This window comes from Sphingobacterium lactis, assembly GCF_011046555.1.
GTDB lineage: Bacteria > Bacteroidota > Bacteroidia > Sphingobacteriales > Sphingobacteriaceae > Sphingobacterium > Sphingobacterium lactis.
Genome location: NZ_CP049246.1, coordinates 2571123 through 2590715 on the forward strand (window position 1 = coordinate 2571123; position 19593 = coordinate 2590715).

Annotated in this window: 16 protein-coding genes and 2 tRNA genes; 10 read left to right on the plus strand and 8 right to left on the minus strand. The window is 44.8% G+C overall.

Translation table 11 applies throughout. The annotated features are described in order from the left end of the window. Positions 1 to 152: 152 nt before the first annotated feature. Entirely contained in the window at positions 153 to 797 is a 645-nt protein-coding gene (locus G6N79_RS11155; protein ID WP_200818836.1) for an HD domain-containing protein, read from the plus strand. Positions 798 to 1499: 702 nt separating this feature from the next. On the opposite strand, the gene G6N79_RS11160 is transcribed toward G6N79_RS11155, so the two are convergent. Both G6N79_RS11160 and G6N79_RS11165 read right to left on the minus strand, forming a co-directional pair. Beyond that, positions 1500 to 1584, minus strand: a tRNA-Leu gene (locus G6N79_RS11160). Between the two features lie 5 nt (positions 1585 to 1589). Further along, positions 1590 to 1662 (minus strand) — tRNA-Gly (locus G6N79_RS11165). A gap of 171 nt (positions 1663 to 1833) precedes the next feature. Here G6N79_RS11165 and G6N79_RS11170 point away from each other — a divergent pair. From G6N79_RS11170 to trxA, 4 genes are all read left to right on the plus strand, one after another. Then, positions 1834 to 4029 carry a glucoamylase family protein gene (locus G6N79_RS11170; RefSeq protein ID WP_146060667.1) on the plus strand — a complete coding sequence of 732 codons (2196 nt, stop codon included), beginning with the start codon at positions 1834 to 1836 and terminating at the stop codon, positions 4027 to 4029. A gap of 54 nt (positions 4030 to 4083) precedes the next feature. Then, positions 4084 to 4602, plus strand: a complete 519-nt coding sequence (locus G6N79_RS11175; RefSeq protein ID WP_103907555.1) for an OmpA family protein — start codon at positions 4084 to 4086, stop codon at positions 4600 to 4602. Positions 4603 to 4831: 229 nt separating this feature from the next. Continuing rightward, positions 4832 to 9253: a DNA polymerase III subunit alpha gene (dnaE, locus tag G6N79_RS11180; RefSeq protein ID WP_103907554.1), complete on the plus strand. Its 4422-nt coding sequence runs from the start codon at positions 4832 to 4834 to the stop codon at positions 9251 to 9253. A 107-nt stretch (positions 9254 to 9360) separates the two neighbouring features. Continuing rightward, a complete protein-coding gene (trxA, locus tag G6N79_RS11185) occupies positions 9361 to 9678 on the plus strand; it encodes a thioredoxin (protein ID WP_103907553.1) in 318 nt (105 codons plus the stop codon). A 51-nt stretch (positions 9679 to 9729) separates the two neighbouring features. On the opposite strand, the gene G6N79_RS11190 is transcribed toward trxA, so the two are convergent. Both G6N79_RS11190 and G6N79_RS11195 read right to left on the minus strand, forming a co-directional pair. Next, positions 9730 to 11607: a TonB-dependent receptor plug domain-containing protein gene (locus G6N79_RS11190; RefSeq protein WP_103907552.1), complete on the minus strand. Its 1878-nt coding sequence runs from the start codon at positions 11605 to 11607 to the stop codon at positions 9730 to 9732. A 49-nt stretch (positions 11608 to 11656) separates the two neighbouring features. Then, positions 11657 to 12598 carry a zinc dependent phospholipase C family protein gene (locus G6N79_RS11195; protein ID WP_103907551.1) on the minus strand — a complete coding sequence of 314 codons (942 nt, stop codon included), beginning with the start codon at positions 12596 to 12598 and terminating at the stop codon, positions 11657 to 11659. A gap of 112 nt (positions 12599 to 12710) precedes the next feature. Here G6N79_RS11195 and G6N79_RS11200 point away from each other — a divergent pair, with 112 nt between their 5' ends. The 3 genes from G6N79_RS11200 to G6N79_RS11210 are packed head-to-tail and all read left to right on the plus strand — an operon-like array spanning position 12711 to position 15265. Next, the gene (locus tag G6N79_RS11200) at positions 12711 to 13697 is read left to right on the plus strand and encodes a glycosyltransferase family protein (protein ID WP_103907550.1); all 987 of its coding nucleotides are present in this window, start codon (positions 12711 to 12713) and stop codon (positions 13695 to 13697) included. 1 nt (position 13698) lies between these two features. Further along, entirely contained in the window at positions 13699 to 14373 is a 675-nt protein-coding gene (locus G6N79_RS11205; RefSeq protein ID WP_103907549.1) for a BamJ family beta-barrel-assembly machinery protein, read from the plus strand. Further along, positions 14363 to 15265, plus strand: a complete 903-nt coding sequence (locus tag G6N79_RS11210) for an aldo/keto reductase (RefSeq protein WP_103907548.1) — start codon at positions 14363 to 14365, stop codon at positions 15263 to 15265. The genes G6N79_RS11205 and G6N79_RS11210 overlap by 11 nt, the downstream gene beginning before the upstream one ends. Before the next feature lie 62 nt (positions 15266 to 15327). Here the strand turns inward: G6N79_RS11210 and kdsB are convergent, their stop codons facing one another. The 4 genes from kdsB to G6N79_RS11230 all read right to left on the minus strand — a co-directional run bounded on the left by kdsB (position 15328) and on the right by G6N79_RS11230 (position 18213). Next, a complete protein-coding gene (kdsB, locus tag G6N79_RS11215; RefSeq protein ID WP_103907547.1) occupies positions 15328 to 16068 on the minus strand; it encodes a 3-deoxy-manno-octulosonate cytidylyltransferase in 741 nt (246 codons plus the stop codon). Between the two features lie 45 nt (positions 16069 to 16113). After that, complete coding sequence (locus G6N79_RS11220; RefSeq protein WP_103907546.1) at positions 16114 to 16728, minus strand: deoxynucleoside kinase; 615 nt, start codon at positions 16726 to 16728, stop codon at positions 16114 to 16116. Positions 16729 to 16734: 6 nt separating this feature from the next. Beyond that, positions 16735 to 17733 carry a tryptophan--tRNA ligase gene (trpS, locus tag G6N79_RS11225; protein WP_103907545.1) on the minus strand — a complete coding sequence of 333 codons (999 nt, stop codon included), beginning with the start codon at positions 17731 to 17733 and terminating at the stop codon, positions 16735 to 16737. A gap of 99 nt (positions 17734 to 17832) precedes the next feature. Continuing rightward, entirely contained in the window at positions 17833 to 18213 is a 381-nt protein-coding gene (locus tag G6N79_RS11230) for a hypothetical protein (protein WP_103907544.1), read from the minus strand. Positions 18214 to 18359: 146 nt separating this feature from the next. On the opposite strand from G6N79_RS11230, the gene G6N79_RS11235 reads away from it, so the two are divergent. Beyond that, the gene (locus tag G6N79_RS11235; RefSeq protein WP_103907543.1) at positions 18360 to 18752 is read left to right on the plus strand and encodes a hypothetical protein; all 393 of its coding nucleotides are present in this window, start codon (positions 18360 to 18362) and stop codon (positions 18750 to 18752) included. A gap of 51 nt (positions 18753 to 18803) precedes the next feature. Next, positions 18804 to 19592, plus strand: coding sequence for an SDR family oxidoreductase (locus G6N79_RS11240; RefSeq protein ID WP_103907542.1), 789 nt, complete (start codon positions 18804 to 18806; stop codon positions 19590 to 19592). The last annotated feature ends 1 nt before the right edge of the window (position 19593 follow it).

Consider the following 19593-nt stretch of genomic DNA (forward strand, 5'->3'; position numbering starts at 1 on the left):
GTATAATTTATATGTTCATAAAGCAATATTAATTCATAATGTTTCATTAATGATTGATGTATGTTAATTATTGTTGAACTGAGTGAATTATTTTATTGTGGGTAAAGGCCTAGCCAGTAATTATTTTATATCTTGGAAAAAAAATGAAACGTATGCACCTTCAAAAAGTTACCCAATTGAAAGCCATTCTTGACGTTCTGCAACTGGCCGAAAAATTGAAATTTGAACTTCGACACAGTTGGCTTTCCAATGGAAGACAAGAAAGTGTAGCTGAGCATACCTGGCGCATGTCGCTTATGGCCGTGCTGTTGGAGCCACTTTTGGAACACCCTGTCGATATGGTTAAATTGTTGAAAATGATAATTATCCATGATCTGGTTGAAGCAGAAGCGGGTGACGTATCTGTCCTGGATCAAATCCGAAATCCAGAAATAAAGAAGATAAAGATTGAAAACGAAAAAAGGGCAATCTTGAAAATTCGTGATATGCTTTCTACTTCTATTGGGCAGGAAGTTTATGATCTATTCTACGAATTTGAAGAGAAGCAGACGTATGAGGCTAAAGTAGCCAATGCCATCGATAAGCTTGAAGTGCAATTGCAGCATAACCATGCTGAACTAATAACTTGGGAAGATATTGAATATGAACTCTCTTTTGTAATTGCCAAGCATGTTGAATTCGATGAAACCATTACGTTATTGAAAGATTTGATTGAAAAACAAGCCGCTGATAAAATGGAGCAAGCCGGTAGGAATGTCGACGAGATTCGGAAGCGGTCGGAAACATTGTTCAAATAGATTTTCTGAATCAATTATATACGAAAAAACAATTCAATAGGAATTCATCCTGAGGTACGATTCCATAACGCCGTTCTTAGAAAATGATCGGAATTATGGGATTTTTATTTTCTGCACTAACATCTGACTTTCCTGTCAGCTAAACATCTAATTCTTTTCAAATTCATATCCAACTTCGTTACATTGTAATCATTTTTATAATGATAAAATCTTGATTACCATATATTTTGCTTGGACCTTGTCTGAGGTGAGAGCGTGGTAAGAGCGTACTGAGAGCGTGGTGAGAGCGTGCCTATAACACGTCTCCACTACGGTTAAACTACGGCCGCACCTCGGACGCATGTCAGACAAGGTCTAGGGAGCATCAATACAGATATTATTAGTTGGAAAAATTATGATTGTAATAGGTAGATCGCTTATTTTTTGGAAAGTACACAATGCCAGAGCGTGTTGGCATTTCGCTTTCCATAGTAAATCAATAAAATTTTTGAAAATTCACCAATTATGGCCAAAGAGGCAGGGAGAAAATAGGTGATTGGGATTATGATTTCAATATAGTTATTTAATAGGGCAATCCAAAATAAATGAATCCCAGAAAAAAATATCCAAGCGCAATATTTAGAAGGTAATAACCCGCCATAGGTCTAACTACTACCTACTTATTACTAAATACAAAAGCTCGTCGAAGACGAGCTTTTCAAGTACCTAGGGCGGGAATCGAACCCGCACTCCTTTAACAGGAACAGGATTTTAAGTCCTGCGTGTCTACCAGTTCCACCACCTAGGCAACTGAGCGAAAGACGAGATTCGAACTCGCGACCCCAACCTTGGCAAGGTTGTGCTCTACCAACTGAGCTACTTTCGCTTGACGTGGTGCAAATATAGCCAGATTTGGGAGAGTTGAAAAATTTTATCCTTGGAATTCCTGCAATGTCCTTGTAATGTGCGTAATAATTTTATTGCTTTAACTGTATTGCATAGTAAAAACATCGTTTTTAGCTTTAAAATTGCCTATTTTCGTGGCAAATTTGATGGTATGCAACGTAAACTTATAGCCTTCCTCATCTGCTGCTGCTTCTTGACCATTGCCAAAGCGGAATCCTATCCCGAGGTTGTCTTCGACAATAGCCTGGTGAAGGGTTCGTATGCGCGCAGTACGGTCAACTATTCAGGAAAAAGCTGGGTAGAGAACGTGCAGAAAAGCCTTTTGGTATCGGATACTTTATTCTTTACACCTGGGAACGCGCTTTCCCTACGGTATATATCAGCAACTGACGGTGACTGGGAGGTATTGGTGAAATACAGTCGCCAAAAGTTCCACTATAGGGTATCGCTTGACGATGTGCTCAGCATGAAGATCTTTGTAGCCAGTGGACATACCAAAGCAGAGATGCTGCCCTCCATTGCCATTCAGCAGGGCGATAACCAATCGGTTTCCATCCGATTGGCCGATTTTGTGGAAGACTTCAACCACAGCAACTGGTTGAGCGTAAAGATCCCGGTAAAGGAATTTGCAGGAATCAATATCGATGATGTGATATCAGGGATTGTGCTCCGACAGCATCAGACCGGGAAAAGTACCCATCAGCTGTTTTTGGATCAGATTGAATTTCTGCCGAGTGCATACCCTACAACTTCGCTGACCTCACCGGCAGTACTGACGAAGGCGACTGCCTATGGTAAACATATCGATCTGCAATGGCAGGTGCCCCTAACACCGAGCATCCGCTATGTAAAAATATACCGATCTGAAGACAACAAGGAATTTAAAGCGGTAGCCATTCGACCGACCTATATGTTGAGTTGCTTGGATTATATTCCCGTTCTGGATAAGAAATACTATTATAAAATCGCTTGGGTGGATTACAACTACCGGGAGTCTCCATTTTCGGAGGTTCGGGAAGTAACACCTGTGGAGATCGGTGAGGACGGTCTGTTGGATCTCATCCAATTGTCCAACATCAATTACTTTGTCGAGAATTACGACATCAACTCCGGTATGTATATGCCTTTCCGGATGAAGGACAAAGCGCCTGTATCCATTCGGGAGACAGGGGGAGCTATCTTGAGCCTTTTGGTGGGGGTAGAGAAAGGTTTTGTGAGTAAGCCTTTGTTTATGAGTCGCCTGAAACGGATCGTAGGGTTTCTGGAAAAAGCGCAAAACAATAAAGGTTTCTTCCCGACCTATTTTGACGGGCGGAAAGGTTTGCCTATCTACCTTGATGGACAACCGCGTTATGATATTGTGGCCACCACATCATTGATAGAAGCGCTCTTGGTAACACGACAATATTTAAGCGGCGACGCCGCGGAGGAGAATAAGCTTCGTGGGGATATCACCAAGCTGTGGGAGCGTTTGGATTGGCAGGGGATAGCCTATCAATCCGATCCGTTGGTGTTAAGGTCGGCAATTGACATGGTGGATGAATATGTAAACCATGAACCATTGGTGGGGATCAATGTAGGGTTGAATGCCTATATGTTGGCCATTGCATCCACCAAATCCAGGCTGCCAGCGGAAGCTTTTGCCAATGCTTTGGAATATCGCTTTGAACGACCGCGGGGGATGAACCGTAATTCCTTGCGCCGCTTAGGCATGAATGCAGCTGGCAATGTTGCCGATAGTGTGCAGGCCATGCTGCAGGGTGGATATCCAGAACTGAAGGTGGAAGGTCGCGATTCGGTCTACAAGGTTTCAGCGGCAGCCGACACCATGATGTACGGATTGGAATTGCCATTCGGCGCCTTTTCGGGAAGCCTATTGGAGATGTACAGGCCATTCAATACTATCAATCCAGATCTGGCCAAACTGAAAAAATATGATCTTAAGGATATCCTGAACCGCTACACGCAAATGGTGAAGCGACGGGACAATGAGATCGGGGTAGGAACAACAAATGGTGATATCTGGGGGTTCTACCAGCACCGCGATACCGTTGGAAGTTTCCGGGTAAATCCCGCAATTTCAATTGCCAGCATCTTTTTGGAACCTACCAAGGCCGAGCGATCCCTGAAAGCCATATACAATCAATACGGTGAATCGATTTTTACGGAATACGGCTTCCGGGCTTGGATGGATCTAAGGACCGATGATGTATCGGATGAGTACCTGGCCTATAACCAATCGAATTTGGTGGTGCTGTTGGAGAATGCACGCAGTGGGTTAATCTGGCGCCTATATCAAGCCATTCCGGAGATCCAATCTGCGGAACAAAGAATCTTTAAGAAGTAAGGTATTTTTAGGGAGAATCATTATATTTACGGAATCATAACTCGATAAAAAAACATGAAGCGAATCAACTATTTAACTTTAATCCTTTTAGGTGGGATGACCCTGTTTTCCTGTAAGCAACAATCTTTAATTGTAAACCCAGGAGCTGTGGTGACCCAAGATGGTACTAGTGATGGACTCAAGAATGTAAAACGTGAATTTGAAGATGCAAAACAGACCAACGAAGGTATTATGGTTTCGATATCTTCGGATTTGCTATTCCCTACAAATTCATCCTATTTAACAGATAACGCAAAAACGGAATTGAGCAAATTGGTGAAGGTACTCAAAACTTCAAATGCCAATGCGAAGGTCCGTGTGGATGGACATACCGATGCAACCGGAACTGCCGAATACAATGTATGGCTATCGGAGAAACGCGCAGCTTCTGTAGAAAAGTTCTTGGTGGATTCCGGAATTTCAGATTCCAGGATCTCTACGAAAGGTCTTGGACAGTCAAAACCTATTGCGGACAACAAGACTCCAGAGGGTAGACGTAAGAATAGACGTGTAGAAGTCGTTATTCTAAAATAACGAATTGACCATATAGGAAAGCGCAGTTTTGCTCAGCAGAACTGCGCTTTTTTTATTCTCGATATTCAGGCAGGATGTTTCTTAGTTTTGCTTGTTACCAAGGAAGAAAAATCTAATTTACTCGTTTATATTCGGTTAAATCGATCGTGGAAATCCTAACCTAGAAATGAATTTTTGTTTGGATAATATTAAGTAGATTTGTTAGTTATTAGAGTAAGTTGTTGTTGCTATGTTTATAATTTTTGATACAGAGACTACGGGTTTGCCGAAGCGATGGGATGCACCGATTACCGATACGGATAATTGGCCGCGTTGTATACAGATCGCTTGGCAATTGCATGATGAAATGGGAAGATTGGTTGAGCATCAGGATTATTTGATAAAACCCGACGGCTTTAATATTCCCTATGATTCCGAGAAGATCCATGGTATTTCGACCGAACTTGCAGAGGCCGAGGGTATTCCCTTGACCGAGGTGCTGGTGAAGTTTAACGAGGCCTTGGGTAAAGCCAAATTTGTGGTTGGCCAGAATATCGGTTTCGACCTTAATATTATGGGGGCGGAGTTTTACCGCTATCAGGTCGATAGCCCCATGGCTTCCATGCCGGTACTCGATACGTGTACCGAAATTACGGCAGAATTACTGAAACTGCCGGGAGGACGCGGAGGACGCTATAAACTGCCCAACCTGACAGAGCTCCACAGTTATTTATTCGGTGTTCCATTCGCTGAGGCGCATAATGCCACCGCCGATGTGGAAGCTACCACGCGATGTTTCTTTGAGCTTGTCCGTAGGGAGGTGTTCACGCCATCCGAGCTACAGGTTGATACCGGTTACTTCGTTGAATTTAAAGAAGAGAATCCTGCGGTTGTCGAATCGGTAGGCTTGAAGCATATCAACCTAAAAGCTGCCTCCGATGCACTGCGCGTTCAGGAACCAGCCGGCACACAGAAAGTAAGCATTGATGCAGATACCCTTGCCGCATTTAAAGCAGCGAATTTTGCACACCTGCACAACCATACCCAATTCTCGGTTCTACAGTCCACCATTTCCATCGATAGCCTGATTCAGGCTGCCGCTAAGCATAAAATGCAGGCTGTGGCCATGACCGATCATGGAAATATGATGGGTGCTTTCCATTTTGTGAGCAAGACCTTGGGCCATAACAAGGACGTAGAGGCCAAACAGCAGGAAGCTCTTGAGAAAGGTGAGGAATTTGATGGCACTTTGATCAAACCTATTGTTGGGTGCGAGTTTTATGTGTGTGAAGACCGGAAGGATAAAACCCGTAAGGATAATGGCTACCAGGTCGTATTCCTGGCAAAGAACAAAAAGGGGTACCATAACCTGGCGAAGATGGCTTCAGTAGCCTATACCGAGGGATTCTACTATGTGCCACGGATCGATAAATCCACCGTGGAGCAGTATAAGGAAGACCTTATCGTCCTTTCCGGAAACTTGAACGGTGAGGTGCCTAGTAAAGTATTGAACATCGGTGAAACCCAGGCCGAGGAAGCATTGATCTGGTGGAAGGAACAATTTGGAGATGATTTCTATATCGAAATCATGCGCCATGGCCAGGAGGATGAAAACCGGGTAAACGACACCCTCATCCAATTGGCAAAGAAACATGATGTTAAATTGATAGGTACCAACAATACCTATTATGTAAATAAAGCCGACGCGCATGCACACGATATCCTATTGTGTGTGAAGGACGGTGAAAAGTTGGCCACACCTAAGGGGCGTGGTCGCGGCTTCCGTTTCGGGATGCCGAATCAGGAGTATTATTTCAAATCTACCGAAGAGATGAAAGCTGTCTTCTCGGATCTTCCGGAAGCCATCATCAATATCCAAGAGGTATTGGACAAGGTAGAGATCTACTCCCTCAATCGGGATGTTCTCTTGCCGAAATTTGAGATTCCAGAAGAGTTTCAGCATGCCGAAGACCTGGAAGATGGTGGGAAAAGAGGGGAGAATGCCTTCCTTCGCGACCTGACCTATAAAGGGGCGGCACGCCGTTATCCAGAGATTACCGATGCCATTCGCGAGCGATTGGACTTTGAGTTGGCAACAATTGAAAAAACAGGATATCCGGGGTATTTCCTTATTGTTCAGGATTTTATTGCTGAAGCCCGTAAGATGGGGGTATCCGTAGGTCCGGGACGTGGATCGGCAGCAGGTTCTGCAGTCGCATACTGTCTGGGGATCACCAATATCGACCCTATCCTATATGACCTTCTATTCGAGCGTTTCCTGAATCCTGACCGTGTATCCATGCCCGATATCGATATCGACTTCGATGATGAGGGCCGTGGTCGTGTCATGCAGTATGTAATCGATAAATACGGTGCCTCGCAGGTTGCACAGATCATAACCTATGGTACGATGGCGGCAAAATCATCCATCAAGGATACCGCTCGCGTATTGGATCTCCCATTGGCGGATGCCAATGAGATCGCCAAGCTCATTCCGAACCTGAAGCTCAGCAAGATCTTCAACATGGAGGACAAGGCGTTGAAGGAAGTTTTGCGCAGCGAGGAGTTGGAAGCCGTGAATCGACTGAAGTCATTGGCTGATGGTGCGGGGATCGAAGCGGAGACCATCAAACAGGCGCGTGTGTTGGAAGGATCGATGCGGAATACCGGTATTCACGCCTGTGGTGTGATTATTACGCCGGATGACATTACCAACTTCGTCCCGGTTTCCTTGGCAAAAGATTCCGATTTATACGTCACACAGTTCGATAACTCGGTCGTGGAAAGTGCTGGTCTCCTGAAAATGGACTTTTTGGGATTGAAGACACTGACCCTGATCAAGGATACGGTTACGAATGTGAAGTTAAGCCATGGTATCGACCTGGATCCCGATCATTTTCCGATCGATGACGTGAAGACGTATGAGCTCTTCCAACGGGGTGAGACCGTAGGTATCTTCCAGTACGAATCTCCGGGAATGCAGAAGTACATGAAGGAGCTCAAGCCGACTGTTTTTGCGGATTTAATTGCCATGAATGCGCTATACCGTCCGGGACCGATGGAATATATCCCAAGTTTCGTCAAACGGAAACACGGTATAGAACCGATCAAATACGATTTGGATGCCTGTGAGGAATATCTTGCAGAGACCTACGGAATTACGGTATATCAGGAGCAGGTGATGTTGCTATCGCAGAAATTGGCGGGATTCTCCAAAGGTGATGCCGACGTGCTGCGTAAGGCCATGGGTAAGAAGCAGAAGGCCGTTCTGGATAAGATGAAACCGAAGTTTGTTTCCCAAGCGGAAGCAAATGGGCACAATGCGAAGGTACTTGAGAAAATATGGACCGACTGGGAGGCATTTGCGAGTTATGCATTTAACAAATCCCACTCGACCTGCTATGCCTGGATTGCTTACCAAACAGCTTACCTGAAGGCGCACTATCCAGCGGAATACATGGCTGCGGTACTATCGAACAACATGAACGATATCAAGCAGGTTACCTTTTTTATGGAAGAATGTCGCCGGATGGGATTGACAGTCTTGGGGCCTGATGTGAACGAATCGCATTATAAGTTTACGGTAAATGACGAAGGGGCGATCCGCTTTGGTATGGGTGCCGTAAAAGGCGTGGGTGCAGGTGCAGTGGAAACGGTCGTGAACAGCCGCGCGAATGGACCTTATAAATCCATCTTTGACTTTGCAAAACGTGTTGATCTGCGTATGATCAACAAGAAAGCCTTTGAAAGTCTGGCCTACGGCGGTGGATTTGATTCTTTTACGGACACCCATCGTGCACAATATTTCTATTCCGATACCGATAACAGTTCCGGGATCGAGAAGGCAATAAAATTTGCGCATAAATTCAAGGATAATGAAAATTCGGCACAGGTCAGTCTTTTCGGTGCTGGGGGTGCTGTTGAACTACCAGAGCCTGTACTTGCGAGTTGTCCGCCTTGGGGACTGATCGAAAAGCTGAAATACGAAAAGGATGTAATCGGTATCTATCTGACCAGCCATCCCTTGGACAATTATAAGTTTGAATTAAAACATTTCTGTCCGAATAACGTTACGGATTTACAGCTTATCAATAAGGTTAAAGCAGCGGAGGTCGATCAGGAAGTGCTGTTGGACTTTAACAGGATCAAGAACAAGGAGGTTGTGCTGGGAGGCATTGTGCAGATGGCCAACCATCGCGTTGCGAAATCAGGTAAGCCTTTCGGTTCTTTTGTTATTGAAGATTACTCGGAGTCCTTTGAAATCATGGTATTTGGCGAAGATTACGTGAAGTTCAAGGGCTACCTGCAGGAAGGTTATTTTGTGCAGATTCGCGGCCTGGTACAGGAGCGTTTCAAACAAGTGGGGAACTGGGGATTTGAATTGAAGAATATTCAACTCCTTTCGGATTTGCGTGAAAAGATGGCCAAGAGTTTTACCATACAATTTCCATTGCATGCGCTGAATCATGAATTCTTGGATAATTTAGAGCGTACATTGAGCCATTGCCACATGGAAGGGCAGGAAGCAAGCTGCTCGTTGAAATTCATGATCATGGATGTGCAGGATGAACTCTCTATTGAGATGCCGGTTAAACGTCGTAAGATTTTCATAACGAATGAGTTTCTTGACAGTTTAGAGGCAATGGAAGGGGTTCGGTATAGATTAAATTGATAGGCTATCAGAAAATTGTTTGGCAAAAACGAATAGCAATCGTTTGCGATTGCTTATATTTGTGTATAATTATTAAATTGTAAAATCAAAAAATAAACATAATCAATATGGCATTAGAAATTACAGATGGCAACTTTGATGAAGTTGTATTAAAATCAGATAAACCCGTATTAATCGACTTTTGGGCAGAATGGTGTGGTCCATGCCGCATGGTTGGTCCATTGGTGGATGAATTGGCAACAGAATACGAAGGCAAAGCCGTAATCGGTAAGGTAAATGTGGATAATAACCCGGATATTTCCGTGCGTTACGGTATCCGTAATATCCCTGCGTTGTTATACTTCAAGAACGGTGAGATCGTTGATAAACAAATTGGCGCCGTGCCGAAGTCTGTTTTAGCTGAGAAATTAGAAAAACAATTATAATTTTCGACAGAAATTGAAAAGCCGCTCAAAGAGCGGCTTTTTTTATGTCTTTTATTTTAGCTGCAGTTGGTACTTGATCCCCAAGCTGCTCCATCGCGTAGGCATCGGAACTGCACCGACTTCGATGTATTCGGCATCGAATATATTCTGCACATCCAGGTAGATGTTAAGGTTCTTCCGGTTATAGCCGATCCGTGCATCCGATATGAAATAGGAATTCGAGGATACACGCTCCAGTAAACGGTTGGCAGAACTCACCACCCAGGGCCCAAGTTGCACGATCGCATTGGCCTGGAATTGATGTTTCAAGCTTTGAATGCCATATTTGATCGTTGTATAGTCCATGCTCTTGACGATGGAAGGATCCAGGTACGTATAGGCTAGGTTGACCTGAACCGATTTCTGTTCTGCAAAAGGATAGTGCAGGCCAAGCGAGGTGAATACGCCATTGGTTTTGTTCTCGCCCAAGTTCTGCGCCTGGAAAGGTACATCGGTGCTGCTTCTCACCCAGTCGATAAAATTGCTGATATCCCGATAGAAATATCCCGCTTTGGCCGTAAAGTATCCTTTGTGGTAACTCAGGGACATTTCATGTTGCCAGGCCTGCTCGCTTTTCAGGTTGGGATTGCCGATGTTGCCGGGACGTTGGTTCAGGTAGAGGTCTGTAAAGGAAGGGATGCGTTGGCTTGCTCCCGAACTAGCCGATACTTTCCAGTTATCATCAATTAAATAACTGACATCCAACCCCGGAAAAACCTGCCAGTCATAATCGGAATTGTAATTCACATACGCCCCCAAGCTGATGATAAATTGCTTGAAATAATCCGTTCGGAATTCCGTAAAGAAGCCCAGGTTATTTCTGTCGTGATCGCCGATATTGGAGCTGTTGATCTTCTCCATGCGGTTTTCAACCCCCAAACCCATACCGAAGTATTTAAATTGCTTGTGGGCATGCAATTCCGTTGAAAGGGTATGTGTGTAGTGTTGGCTTCTACCTTTGCTTAAATCGTCCTTGAAATAGCGGTAATCATCCTCGTTGTACCGGTAATTGATCCGTGGGTTCAGGTACCAGGTATCGGAAAGTTGATGCTGACTGGAGATACTTCCCAGAAAGGTTTCTACGATTTCCTCGGAATTGATATCGCCGGGAGCTGCATAGAAACCATTTGCACCGAATTGATTATGGATATAGCCGGCCAACATTTGGATTTTATTGCTGCCATTCAATTGGATGCTATTCTGATAATGGATCTTTTCATTGTCCGAAGCGCTGTTGAACCGCTGCCCATTACTGTGTTCCTTAGTGAAATAAACTTGGTGTTGATGGCTCTTCTTTGCAAACGTACCGCCGACCTGCACCCCGGTGCCGTAGTAAATGCCGTCACCATCGGATTCCTCGACGGGTTTAAAGTTGGAACCGGTGTAGAGATGTGCGAATAGACTGTTTCCCTCCACTTGTTTTGTCACGATATTTATCGCACCGGTCAACCCATTGATGCCATAGATCCGGGAAGTTGGCCCCCGTAATATTTCAATGCGCTCGATGGCTTCCGTCGGTATCGGAATATTGAGCATGTGGTGTCCTGTTTGTGGATCGGATAGCTTGATGCCATTGATCAGGACAAGCGACTGCTCAAAACTACCTCCATCAATACCTATATCGGCCTGTGTGCCGAATGGGCCACGCTGACGGATGTCCAATCCCGGTACATAACGCAGAACTTCGGCAATGCTGACGCTGGGCAAATGCTGCAGATCCTTTTGCGTGAGGACATGGATGTTTCTGCTATGTTGATTGAAGGGAATCTGGAATCTATTTTCTTGGATCAATACTTCATTGATCGTTGTTGTTGTGTCGGTAAGAGAGTTTTGCGCTAAAAGCACTGAAGGAAGTAGGGAAGCGGCAAGTAATAATTTTTTAGTTAACATATGTATTGATTTTGGCAAAAGTAACCAAATGTTCGGATTGCACCATACATTAATGCCATTCTTCTCGTTTCAGACGGGTATTTAAATGTTTAACCGATACCGTGTCCATGGTTTGGGGGATTTTAGGGCTGAGGTGGATATTGGGTTGACCAGCATCGACCCATGCTGAAAACCACATGGACCCTAAAGCATGGACGGATTTTCGCATCTGGCGTTCAACCAGACCGTTCATCCTTTGATGGTAGGCATGGACGTAAAAATTGGAATAACTGTAATTGATGGTGTTTCCCCGTTGATGATAAGCTTTTTGTTGGTAGCTGGGGATTTGTTCGGAAAGTCTCTTTTCCAGCAGCAATACCGAATCCAATGCGGCGTGGCTATCCAATATTGTCTGCCAGGAATAGCTTTTGATATCATCGATGTAGCTGGCACTGCCGACCAAAAAATTATAATCCTTGCTGAACAATTCCGGGATTCGTGTTTCCCAAAGGGCATGTATGCCCGGCTGACCCGTCAGGTGTCCGTTATAATTGCTCGTGGTGTGTAGTGGGACATGGGCGTCGGCGATGTAATGCCCGAGGTCTGATGCATGCCGTAGGATTGCCCGCGTGTTGTATTGTTTATAGGCACTCACCAGCTTTTGATAAGTCAAGTCAATCTGCCACGGAAGAATTCCCTTCTGCAGGATCTGCTGCTGGTCTGTCCGCTTTTTTATTTTATACCACGGAACCATTAATGAATCCGTAGGTAGGGAATGGAGATCCAGATTGATGTAATGCCGTACGGCTTCATCTGGATCTACGTAGACTCTTTTGTCGGCATTTATGGCCATCTCCCGGATTTGGTTGCTGTATCGCTTAAAGAAAATATTGAGCGGTTGGGGGAGGGTGTAGATGGCGTTAAGGTTGATCAGCCGATGGACATGGAACCCCCATGCGGCCAGAAAAAATGGGCATAGCAGGATAATGCCGATCAGGTATACCTTTTTCATCAGGATTTGTAGGTATTTATCGTAATTTACTATTTTTTTATGGAAGGTTAATATGAATTAATGGCACATATTGGATGAAATTTGTTACTTTGTTGAGTCAATCGAAAGATCAATGAAAATATTATATGCTGTTCAGGGTACGGGAAATGGACATTTATGTAGAGCCATCGACATAATTCCCTGTCTTAGAGCGTTTGCGGAGGTCGATGTATTGGTGAGTGGTATTCAAGCGGATATCCAACTCCCATTTGAGGTGAAATACCGATACCACGGTTTGAGTTTTATTTTCGGGAAAACGGGAGGTGTGGATCTCTGGAAGACTTTCATGAGTTCTACCGTCCGGAAATTCGTCAAGGAAGTGAATGCCGTTCCAGTGGAACAATACGATTTGGTGATCAATGATTTTGAACCGATTTCGGCATGGGGAAGTTACTTTAAGGAAAAGCCCTGCATTGGCTTGAGCCACCAGATCGGCGCCTTTGATCCGGCAAGTCCGAAACCGGAGGAAACGGATATGTTGGGTAAGTTTATCATGAAGAACTACGCCCCATCCACCCATTCCTATGGTTTCCACTTCAAATCCTATGCTCCACATATCTTTACACCGGTAATCAGGCAATCTGTTCGGCAATTGGAACCGCGGGATTTAGGGCATTATACGGTTTACCTGCCATCCTATGATGATGCACACTTGCTTAAACAATTATCGAAGTTCCCCGACGTTAAGTGGGAAGTGTTCTCCAAACATAATAAGAAGCCGTTCAAATTAAAGAATGTCTCCATTAACCCGATCAATAGCGATGCGTTTGTCCAGAGCATGGCGGATTCATCTGGTGTGCTGTGCGGTGCAGGATTTGAAACGCCGGCGGAGGCCCTACACCTCGGGAAGAAGTTGTTGGTAATTCCCATGAAGAACCAATACGAACAGCACCTCAATGCGGCTTCGCTTGAGGAAATAGGGGTGCCTGTTATTAAGAGTTTAAAGAAGAAGTATGATCTGGAGATTGAATCCTGGTTGAACGCAAGATCGCGTGTGAACGTGGATTATCAAGATTGTACGGCCGATATTGTTGAGAAAATAATTAAAAATCACAGCTAACATGAAATACATTTTTGGCATGCTGATCGGGGTTTGCTGCTTTACGCAGACCCACGGACAGAAATTGAAGACAGCGAACGACTCTCTGTCGTACGCTTTGGGACAAGATATCGGTGCATCACTGAAAAAGATGGAGATACCCTTGGAAAAGGATAAATTTCTGTTGGCCATATCCCATATCCTGGAAGGCAAGAAACAATTGATCCCGGAAGAGAAGCGGGGAGAGGTGCTGAATTCTGGTCTGGAACGGGTAGAGAAAGAACGTATAGCTGCCAAGAAAAAAGCATCTGAGGAGTTTTTTGCCAAGAACAAAAAGAACCCGAAGATTGTTGAAACTAAAGAAGGCTTACAATATGAAGTATTGACTGAAGGATCGGGTATCCGTCCGAAATTGGATGACCGTATTCTCGTGCATTATACCGGTAAGGTCTACAATGGCGAAACTTTTGACGATTCCTACAAACGCGGCGAACCCCTGGAGCTGAATCTCCAAGGCGTCATCGAAGGATGGAAAATCGGAATCCCATTGATGCGCGAAGGGGCAAAATATCGTTTCTACATCCCGTATAATCTCGGCTATGGCGAGCGCGGCAGCGGACCGATTCCTGCATTCAGTACCTTGATATTTGATGTTGAGCTTATCGATATAAAATCAACAAAAGAAGATGCAGTATAATCAACTTGGAAAATCAACTTTAGAAATTTCAACCATTGGCCTAGGGGGAATGTCCCTGGTGCCAGGAAAAGAAAAGGTAAACGGTAATATACTTGCCCAAATAAAAGACTTTGGGATCAACTATCTCGATACCTCCGACTTGTATGATCGAGGGGAGAATGAGAAGGGAATTGGTAAACTGATTTCAGGCGAGCGACAAGATTGGATATTAGCGACCAAGGTCGGTAATAAATGGAAAGAGGACGGTAGTGGATGGGATTGGGCACCCAGTAAAGCCTATATCCTGAAAGCTGTTGAAGACTCTCTAAAGCGTTTGAAAACGAATTACATCGATCTTTATCAATTGCATGGCGGTACGCTGGAGGATCCATATGATGAGATCGTGGAAGCCTTTGAGCAATTGGTTAAAGAAGGGAAGATTCGGTATTATGGCATATCGTCCATTCGTCCGAATGTATTCTTGAAGTATGCTGAAGATAGTCAGATTGTTTCCAACATGATGCAGTACAGCTTGTTAGATCGCCGACCTGAAGAATACCTTCAACAATTGAAATCGAAAGGTGTATCGGTTCTGGCGCGCGGATCGGTGGCTCAGGGGCTATTGGTGGACAAGCCCGCCATGGAATATCAGGAGTACTCAGCAGGCCAGGTCGATACCGTACAGCAGCACCTCGCAGACATCGCAGAAAAACATGGTGTATCCAAGTTGGCGTTGGCCATCAAATACCCGTTATTGCACGATGCCGTTGCGGCAAGTGTGGTCGGAATCCGGACGGAAGACCAGGCAGCCGATTTGGGAAAGGCCATCCAGGATCTGGACAAGGTATCCCTGGACCTGTATGACCCGATCTTAAAGAGTTTATCAGCGAAGAAATATACAAGTCATCGATAATCTAGAAGATTAGCTTATTGATACTTTAAATAACAAAATGCCCGGAACTTCCGGGCATTTTGTTATTTAAAGTATTTTTTGAGGATCAGGTCCAGATCTTCCGGTGTATCGATGGGATCATTGGTATGTGCCGAAATGGCTGTCGCAATTTTATAGCCATTTTCAATCCAGCGCAACTGTTCCAAAGATTCTGCAGATTCCAGTTTCGATATGGGCAGTTTGGTCAGCTCCTTCAAAACTTCAGCCTTAAAACCGTAGATGCCGATATGGTTGTAATAGGCTGTTTCCTGCAGCCATTCGTTGATTTCCTTTCCACGGTAATAGGGAATGGGCTGTCTGGAGAAATAAATAGCTTCCTGAAGTACATTGAGCACGACTTTTGGTTTGTTCACATTCTGGAGGTCATCCACAGTGGTGATCTGGCGAATCAGGGTCGCAATCTGTACCTCCGGGCGGGTAAAACAGGAAACCAAAAGATCGATCTGCAAGGGGTCGATAAAAGGTTCATCGCCCTGGATATTGATCGCAATGTCAAAACCCTGGATATTCTCGATTACCTCGGCACATCGGTCCGTTCCGGATTGATGATCCTTTCGGGTCATCACCACGTTCCCGGCAAAGCTTTTGACGTGATCATAAATACGCTGGTCATCCGTTGCGACCACCACTTCACTCAGTGAGGTGGCATGCTTAACCTGATTGTACACCCGTTGAATCATGGTCATGCCTCCGATATCCACCAAGGGTTTGCCCGGAAAACGGGATGATTCATAACGTGCAGGTATTATTCCAATTGCTTTCATAAGCTTAAAAGTAAAAAAAGCCGATGGAAATCGGCTTTTTATAGATTAAAATAATCCAAATAGTTCAGTCTCGATCTTCTGAATAATCTCGCCCAGGTCTTCTTTGTTGTTCGCAAAGTCCAGGTTGTCCTTATCCAGGATCAATAGTTTTCCTTCTTTATAATTGCTGATCCATTTTTCGTACTTATCGTTCAATTTGGAAAGGTAGTCCAAACGGATGCCTGACTCATAATCACGACCTCTTTTCTGAATGTTGTTCACGAGGGTCGGTACAGATGCCCGGAGGTAGATCAATAGATCCGGTGGTTTGATGTAGTGGATGATGCTCTGAAAAATATCGCTGTAGTTTTCGAAATCACGGGCACTCATCAGCCCCATATCGTACAGGTTCTCCGCGAAGATATACGCATCCTCATAGATGGTCCTGTCCTGAATCATATTAATTCCTTGATTCTGCAACTCCACAATATGTCTGAAACGGCTATTCAAAAAGAATATCTGCAAATTGAACGCCCATCTCTTCATGTCGCTGTAGAAATCCTCGAGGTAGGGATTGTTTTCTACCGCTTCATATTGCGCCTCGAAGTTGAGGTGTTTCGCTAAAAGTTCGGTGAGGGTCGTTTTACCCGCTCCAATATTTCCAACAATGGCTAAATGCATAATCTTCTAGTACAATTTTTTTAAACCGATAATTTCACGAACTTCCTTCAGGGTCTTCTGCGCACTCGCGTGAGCTTTTTCAGCACCCATTTTCAAGACCTTGGCGATATACGCATCGTCGTTATTGATTTCTTCGATCCGCGTGCGGACATCGTGCGTAGCAATGATCATATCTTCCGCCAATTGTTTCTTGAAATCACCATAACGGATCTCTGCTTTGTTGTAAAGCTGATCGAAATGCTCCACCGTATCCGGTGTGGATACCACTTGCATCAGGTCGAATAGGTTCTGCACTGCTTCCGGTTTCTGCATATTCGGTTCGGTAGGCCCATTGTCCGTTACGGCACGCATGATCTTCTTGCGTACAGCTTCAGCGGTATCCGATAGGTAGATACAGTCTGCATCACCATTGGATTTGCCCATTTTACCCTGACCGCTTAATCCGGGGATCTTGATCAGCTTATCCGAATAGGTGAACGCAAAGGACTCCTTGAAATAATCCACTTCATACAGACGGTTGAAGCGGTTTCCAAAGGTTCTGGTCATTTCCAGGTGTTGCTCCTGATCCTTGCCCACAGGAACTTTCGTTGCGTGGTGGATCAAGATATCGCAGGCCATTAAAACAGGATAGGTCAATAACCCTGCATTGACGTTGTTCGGATTCGCTCTGACCTTATCCTTGAATGCAGTCGAGCGTTCCAGCTCACCGAGGTAAGCGTTCATGTTCATGTACAGGTACAATTCCGAAACCTCAGGGACATCGGACTGCACATAGATCGTTGATTTCTCCGGATCCAGTCCGGCAGCTAAATATTCGACCACCACCTGGCGAACTGTACTGGTCAGATCGTGTGGGGTAGGGTGTGTCGTTAAAGAATGTAAATCGGCAATAAAAAAGAAGCAATTGTATTCGTCTTGCATTTTAACGAAGTTTTTCAACGCTCCATAGTAATTTCCTAGGTGTAATTTTCCGGTACTTCTAATACCACTGACAACTGTTTCCATATTACCTGCGAAGTTAAGCAAAAAACAGGAAAATACAGCTAGGGGTACCTGATGAAAAAAGCGGGAAGCGCCAATAGGCCAAGAGGTACCCGTCGGTAATTAATAGATCATTGGATTTTCCAGAAGATCGGTGACATATCCCAGGACTTCGACTTCCTGGGCGCCGTCTTCCAGCATGGAGAAGGTCAGGTAGGTTGCATAGATTTCTGAGCTGAACACAACGTGTTTATCCGCAATGAAATTGTCGATCAAATCCTCGCGCATCTCAAATCCCAAATGTTCTAATTCATTGTGAAGATTGACCGATATGGTATCGTGTTCCTCTCCAGAAGCAAAGCCTACGATAATATGCAGCACCAACTTGTCGAACATCTCGGGGGTCATCCCCGCAAACATGTTGAAGTATTTGTCTGCATCAAAACGACTTTTCGCACTTGAGACAATCTTGTCCCAAATCAGGTACTCAGTTTTAGTTTGCATAATGAAAGTTTATAAATTGTTAAAGTAAATCTAACTAATATTATCATAAAATACAACGCCCTTTCCGACATTATGTTATCTCGAGGGCGCAAACAATATGGGCTTTTAGGAGTTCTTATAGTACACAATCAATAGGAGATACAGGTATGAACAAAGACGGAAAAAAGAATAGAGAGCCACTTGACGATGAGGAACAAGGGCCACAGGATCCACAGGATTTAGCGTATAACGAAGAAGATGATTCGTATGAATTGGATGTGAACGATGAAGATCCCGATTGGGACCATCCTTCGGATTATGATACCATCAGTGAAGGCGCACAGGATGACGATTCCACGTACGATGATTCCAATCCATATGTAGGCGATGAATACGCGCCGTTGGAGGAACTTCGGGAGGAGAATCTCGATGACAATGGCATGCATATCGAAGGTGACAGCATCGTAAAGGTCTCCAAAATGGACGAGGAGCTTGCCAAGGACGAGGAGGATTTACGCGATGACCTCGATGAAGAAGGATATCCAAAAAATGATGAGTAGGGGGATGTTTTCCCACATTTTTGCTAATTTAGGTTCTTCAAACCTTAAGCTATGCAAATTGATTTAAAAGGTAAAACGGCCCTCGTCGGCGGTGCCTCCGGGGGTATCGGTCGTGCGATTGCCATGGAGCTTGCGGCATGCGGTGCATCTGTTGTGCTGATGGCGCGTAACGCTGATAAATTGGAAGCCGCCCGCCAGGACCTCCCTGCTGGAGATGGACAAAAACATGAAATCTTGGTTTCGGATTTTGCGGATCATGAAAAGCATTTGGAGACCATGGCTGAATTTTTCAGGAACCACACCATTGATATCCTGATCAATAACAGCAACGGGCCCACTGCCGGTGATGTGCTTTCCAAAACCCTGAAAGATTATCAATCGGCTTTCGATCTGCTGTTCCAGAACAATGTACGAACCACAGAACTTGCCTTAAAGGGCATGCGTGAGAAGGGGTATGGAAGGATTATCAATGTATCTTCGCTGACGGTGAAGGAGCCTCAAGATGCTCTGGTGCTCTCCAATACCATGCGTGTTGCTTTGGTGAGCTGGAGCACGAGCTTGGCCAAGGCCGTGGCTGCGGAAGGTATTACGGTGAATTCTATCCTGACGGGTTATTTTGCCACCGATCGGCTATATAGCCTGATGGAGAACCAAGCAAAGTCCAGCGGTGTCAGTCTTGAAGAGATCGAACGGAAGCGAATTGCCAGCATCCCTGTGAAAAGACTGGGAAATCCTGAAGAATATGGTTATCTGGCCGCATTTCTCGCTTCCCCTTATGCCGGATTTCTTACAGGAACCTCCATTCCCCTGGATGGCGGACTCTCGTCAACCTTGTTCTAAA

Excerpts from the sequence above, each read along its gene's own strand:
- G6N79_RS11155 (WP_200818836.1), top strand. The coding sequence starts at position 153 with ATGCACCTTCAAAAAGTTACCCAATTGAAAGCCATTCTTGACGTTCTG.
- G6N79_RS11170 (WP_146060667.1), top strand. The coding sequence starts at position 1,834 with ATGCAACGTAAACTTATAGCCTTCCTCATCTGCTGCTGCTTCTTGACC.
- G6N79_RS11175 (WP_103907555.1), top strand. The coding sequence starts at position 4,084 with ATGAAGCGAATCAACTATTTAACTTTAATCCTTTTAGGTGGGATGACC.
- dnaE (WP_103907554.1), top strand. The coding sequence starts at position 4,832 with ATGTTTATAATTTTTGATACAGAGACTACGGGTTTGCCGAAGCGATGG.
- trxA (WP_103907553.1), top strand. The coding sequence starts at position 9,361 with ATGGCATTAGAAATTACAGATGGCAACTTTGATGAAGTTGTATTAAAA.
- G6N79_RS11190 (WP_103907552.1), bottom strand. The coding sequence starts at position 11,607 with ATGTTAACTAAAAAATTATTACTTGCCGCTTCCCTACTTCCTTCAGTG.
- G6N79_RS11195 (WP_103907551.1), bottom strand. The coding sequence starts at position 12,598 with ATGAAAAAGGTATACCTGATCGGCATTATCCTGCTATGCCCATTTTTT.
- G6N79_RS11200 (WP_103907550.1), top strand. The coding sequence starts at position 12,711 with ATGAAAATATTATATGCTGTTCAGGGTACGGGAAATGGACATTTATGT.
- G6N79_RS11205 (WP_103907549.1), top strand. The coding sequence starts at position 13,699 with ATGAAATACATTTTTGGCATGCTGATCGGGGTTTGCTGCTTTACGCAG.
- G6N79_RS11210 (WP_103907548.1), top strand. The coding sequence starts at position 14,363 with ATGCAGTATAATCAACTTGGAAAATCAACTTTAGAAATTTCAACCATT.
- kdsB (WP_103907547.1), bottom strand. The coding sequence starts at position 16,068 with ATGAAAGCAATTGGAATAATACCTGCACGTTATGAATCATCCCGTTTT.
- G6N79_RS11220 (WP_103907546.1), bottom strand. The coding sequence starts at position 16,728 with ATGCATTTAGCCATTGTTGGAAATATTGGAGCGGGTAAAACGACCCTC.
- trpS (WP_103907545.1), bottom strand. The coding sequence starts at position 17,733 with ATGGAAACAGTTGTCAGTGGTATTAGAAGTACCGGAAAATTACACCTA.
- G6N79_RS11230 (WP_103907544.1), bottom strand. The coding sequence starts at position 18,213 with ATGCAAACTAAAACTGAGTACCTGATTTGGGACAAGATTGTCTCAAGT.
- G6N79_RS11235 (WP_103907543.1), top strand. The coding sequence starts at position 18,360 with ATGAACAAAGACGGAAAAAAGAATAGAGAGCCACTTGACGATGAGGAA.
- G6N79_RS11240 (WP_103907542.1), top strand. The coding sequence starts at position 18,804 with ATGCAAATTGATTTAAAAGGTAAAACGGCCCTCGTCGGCGGTGCCTCC.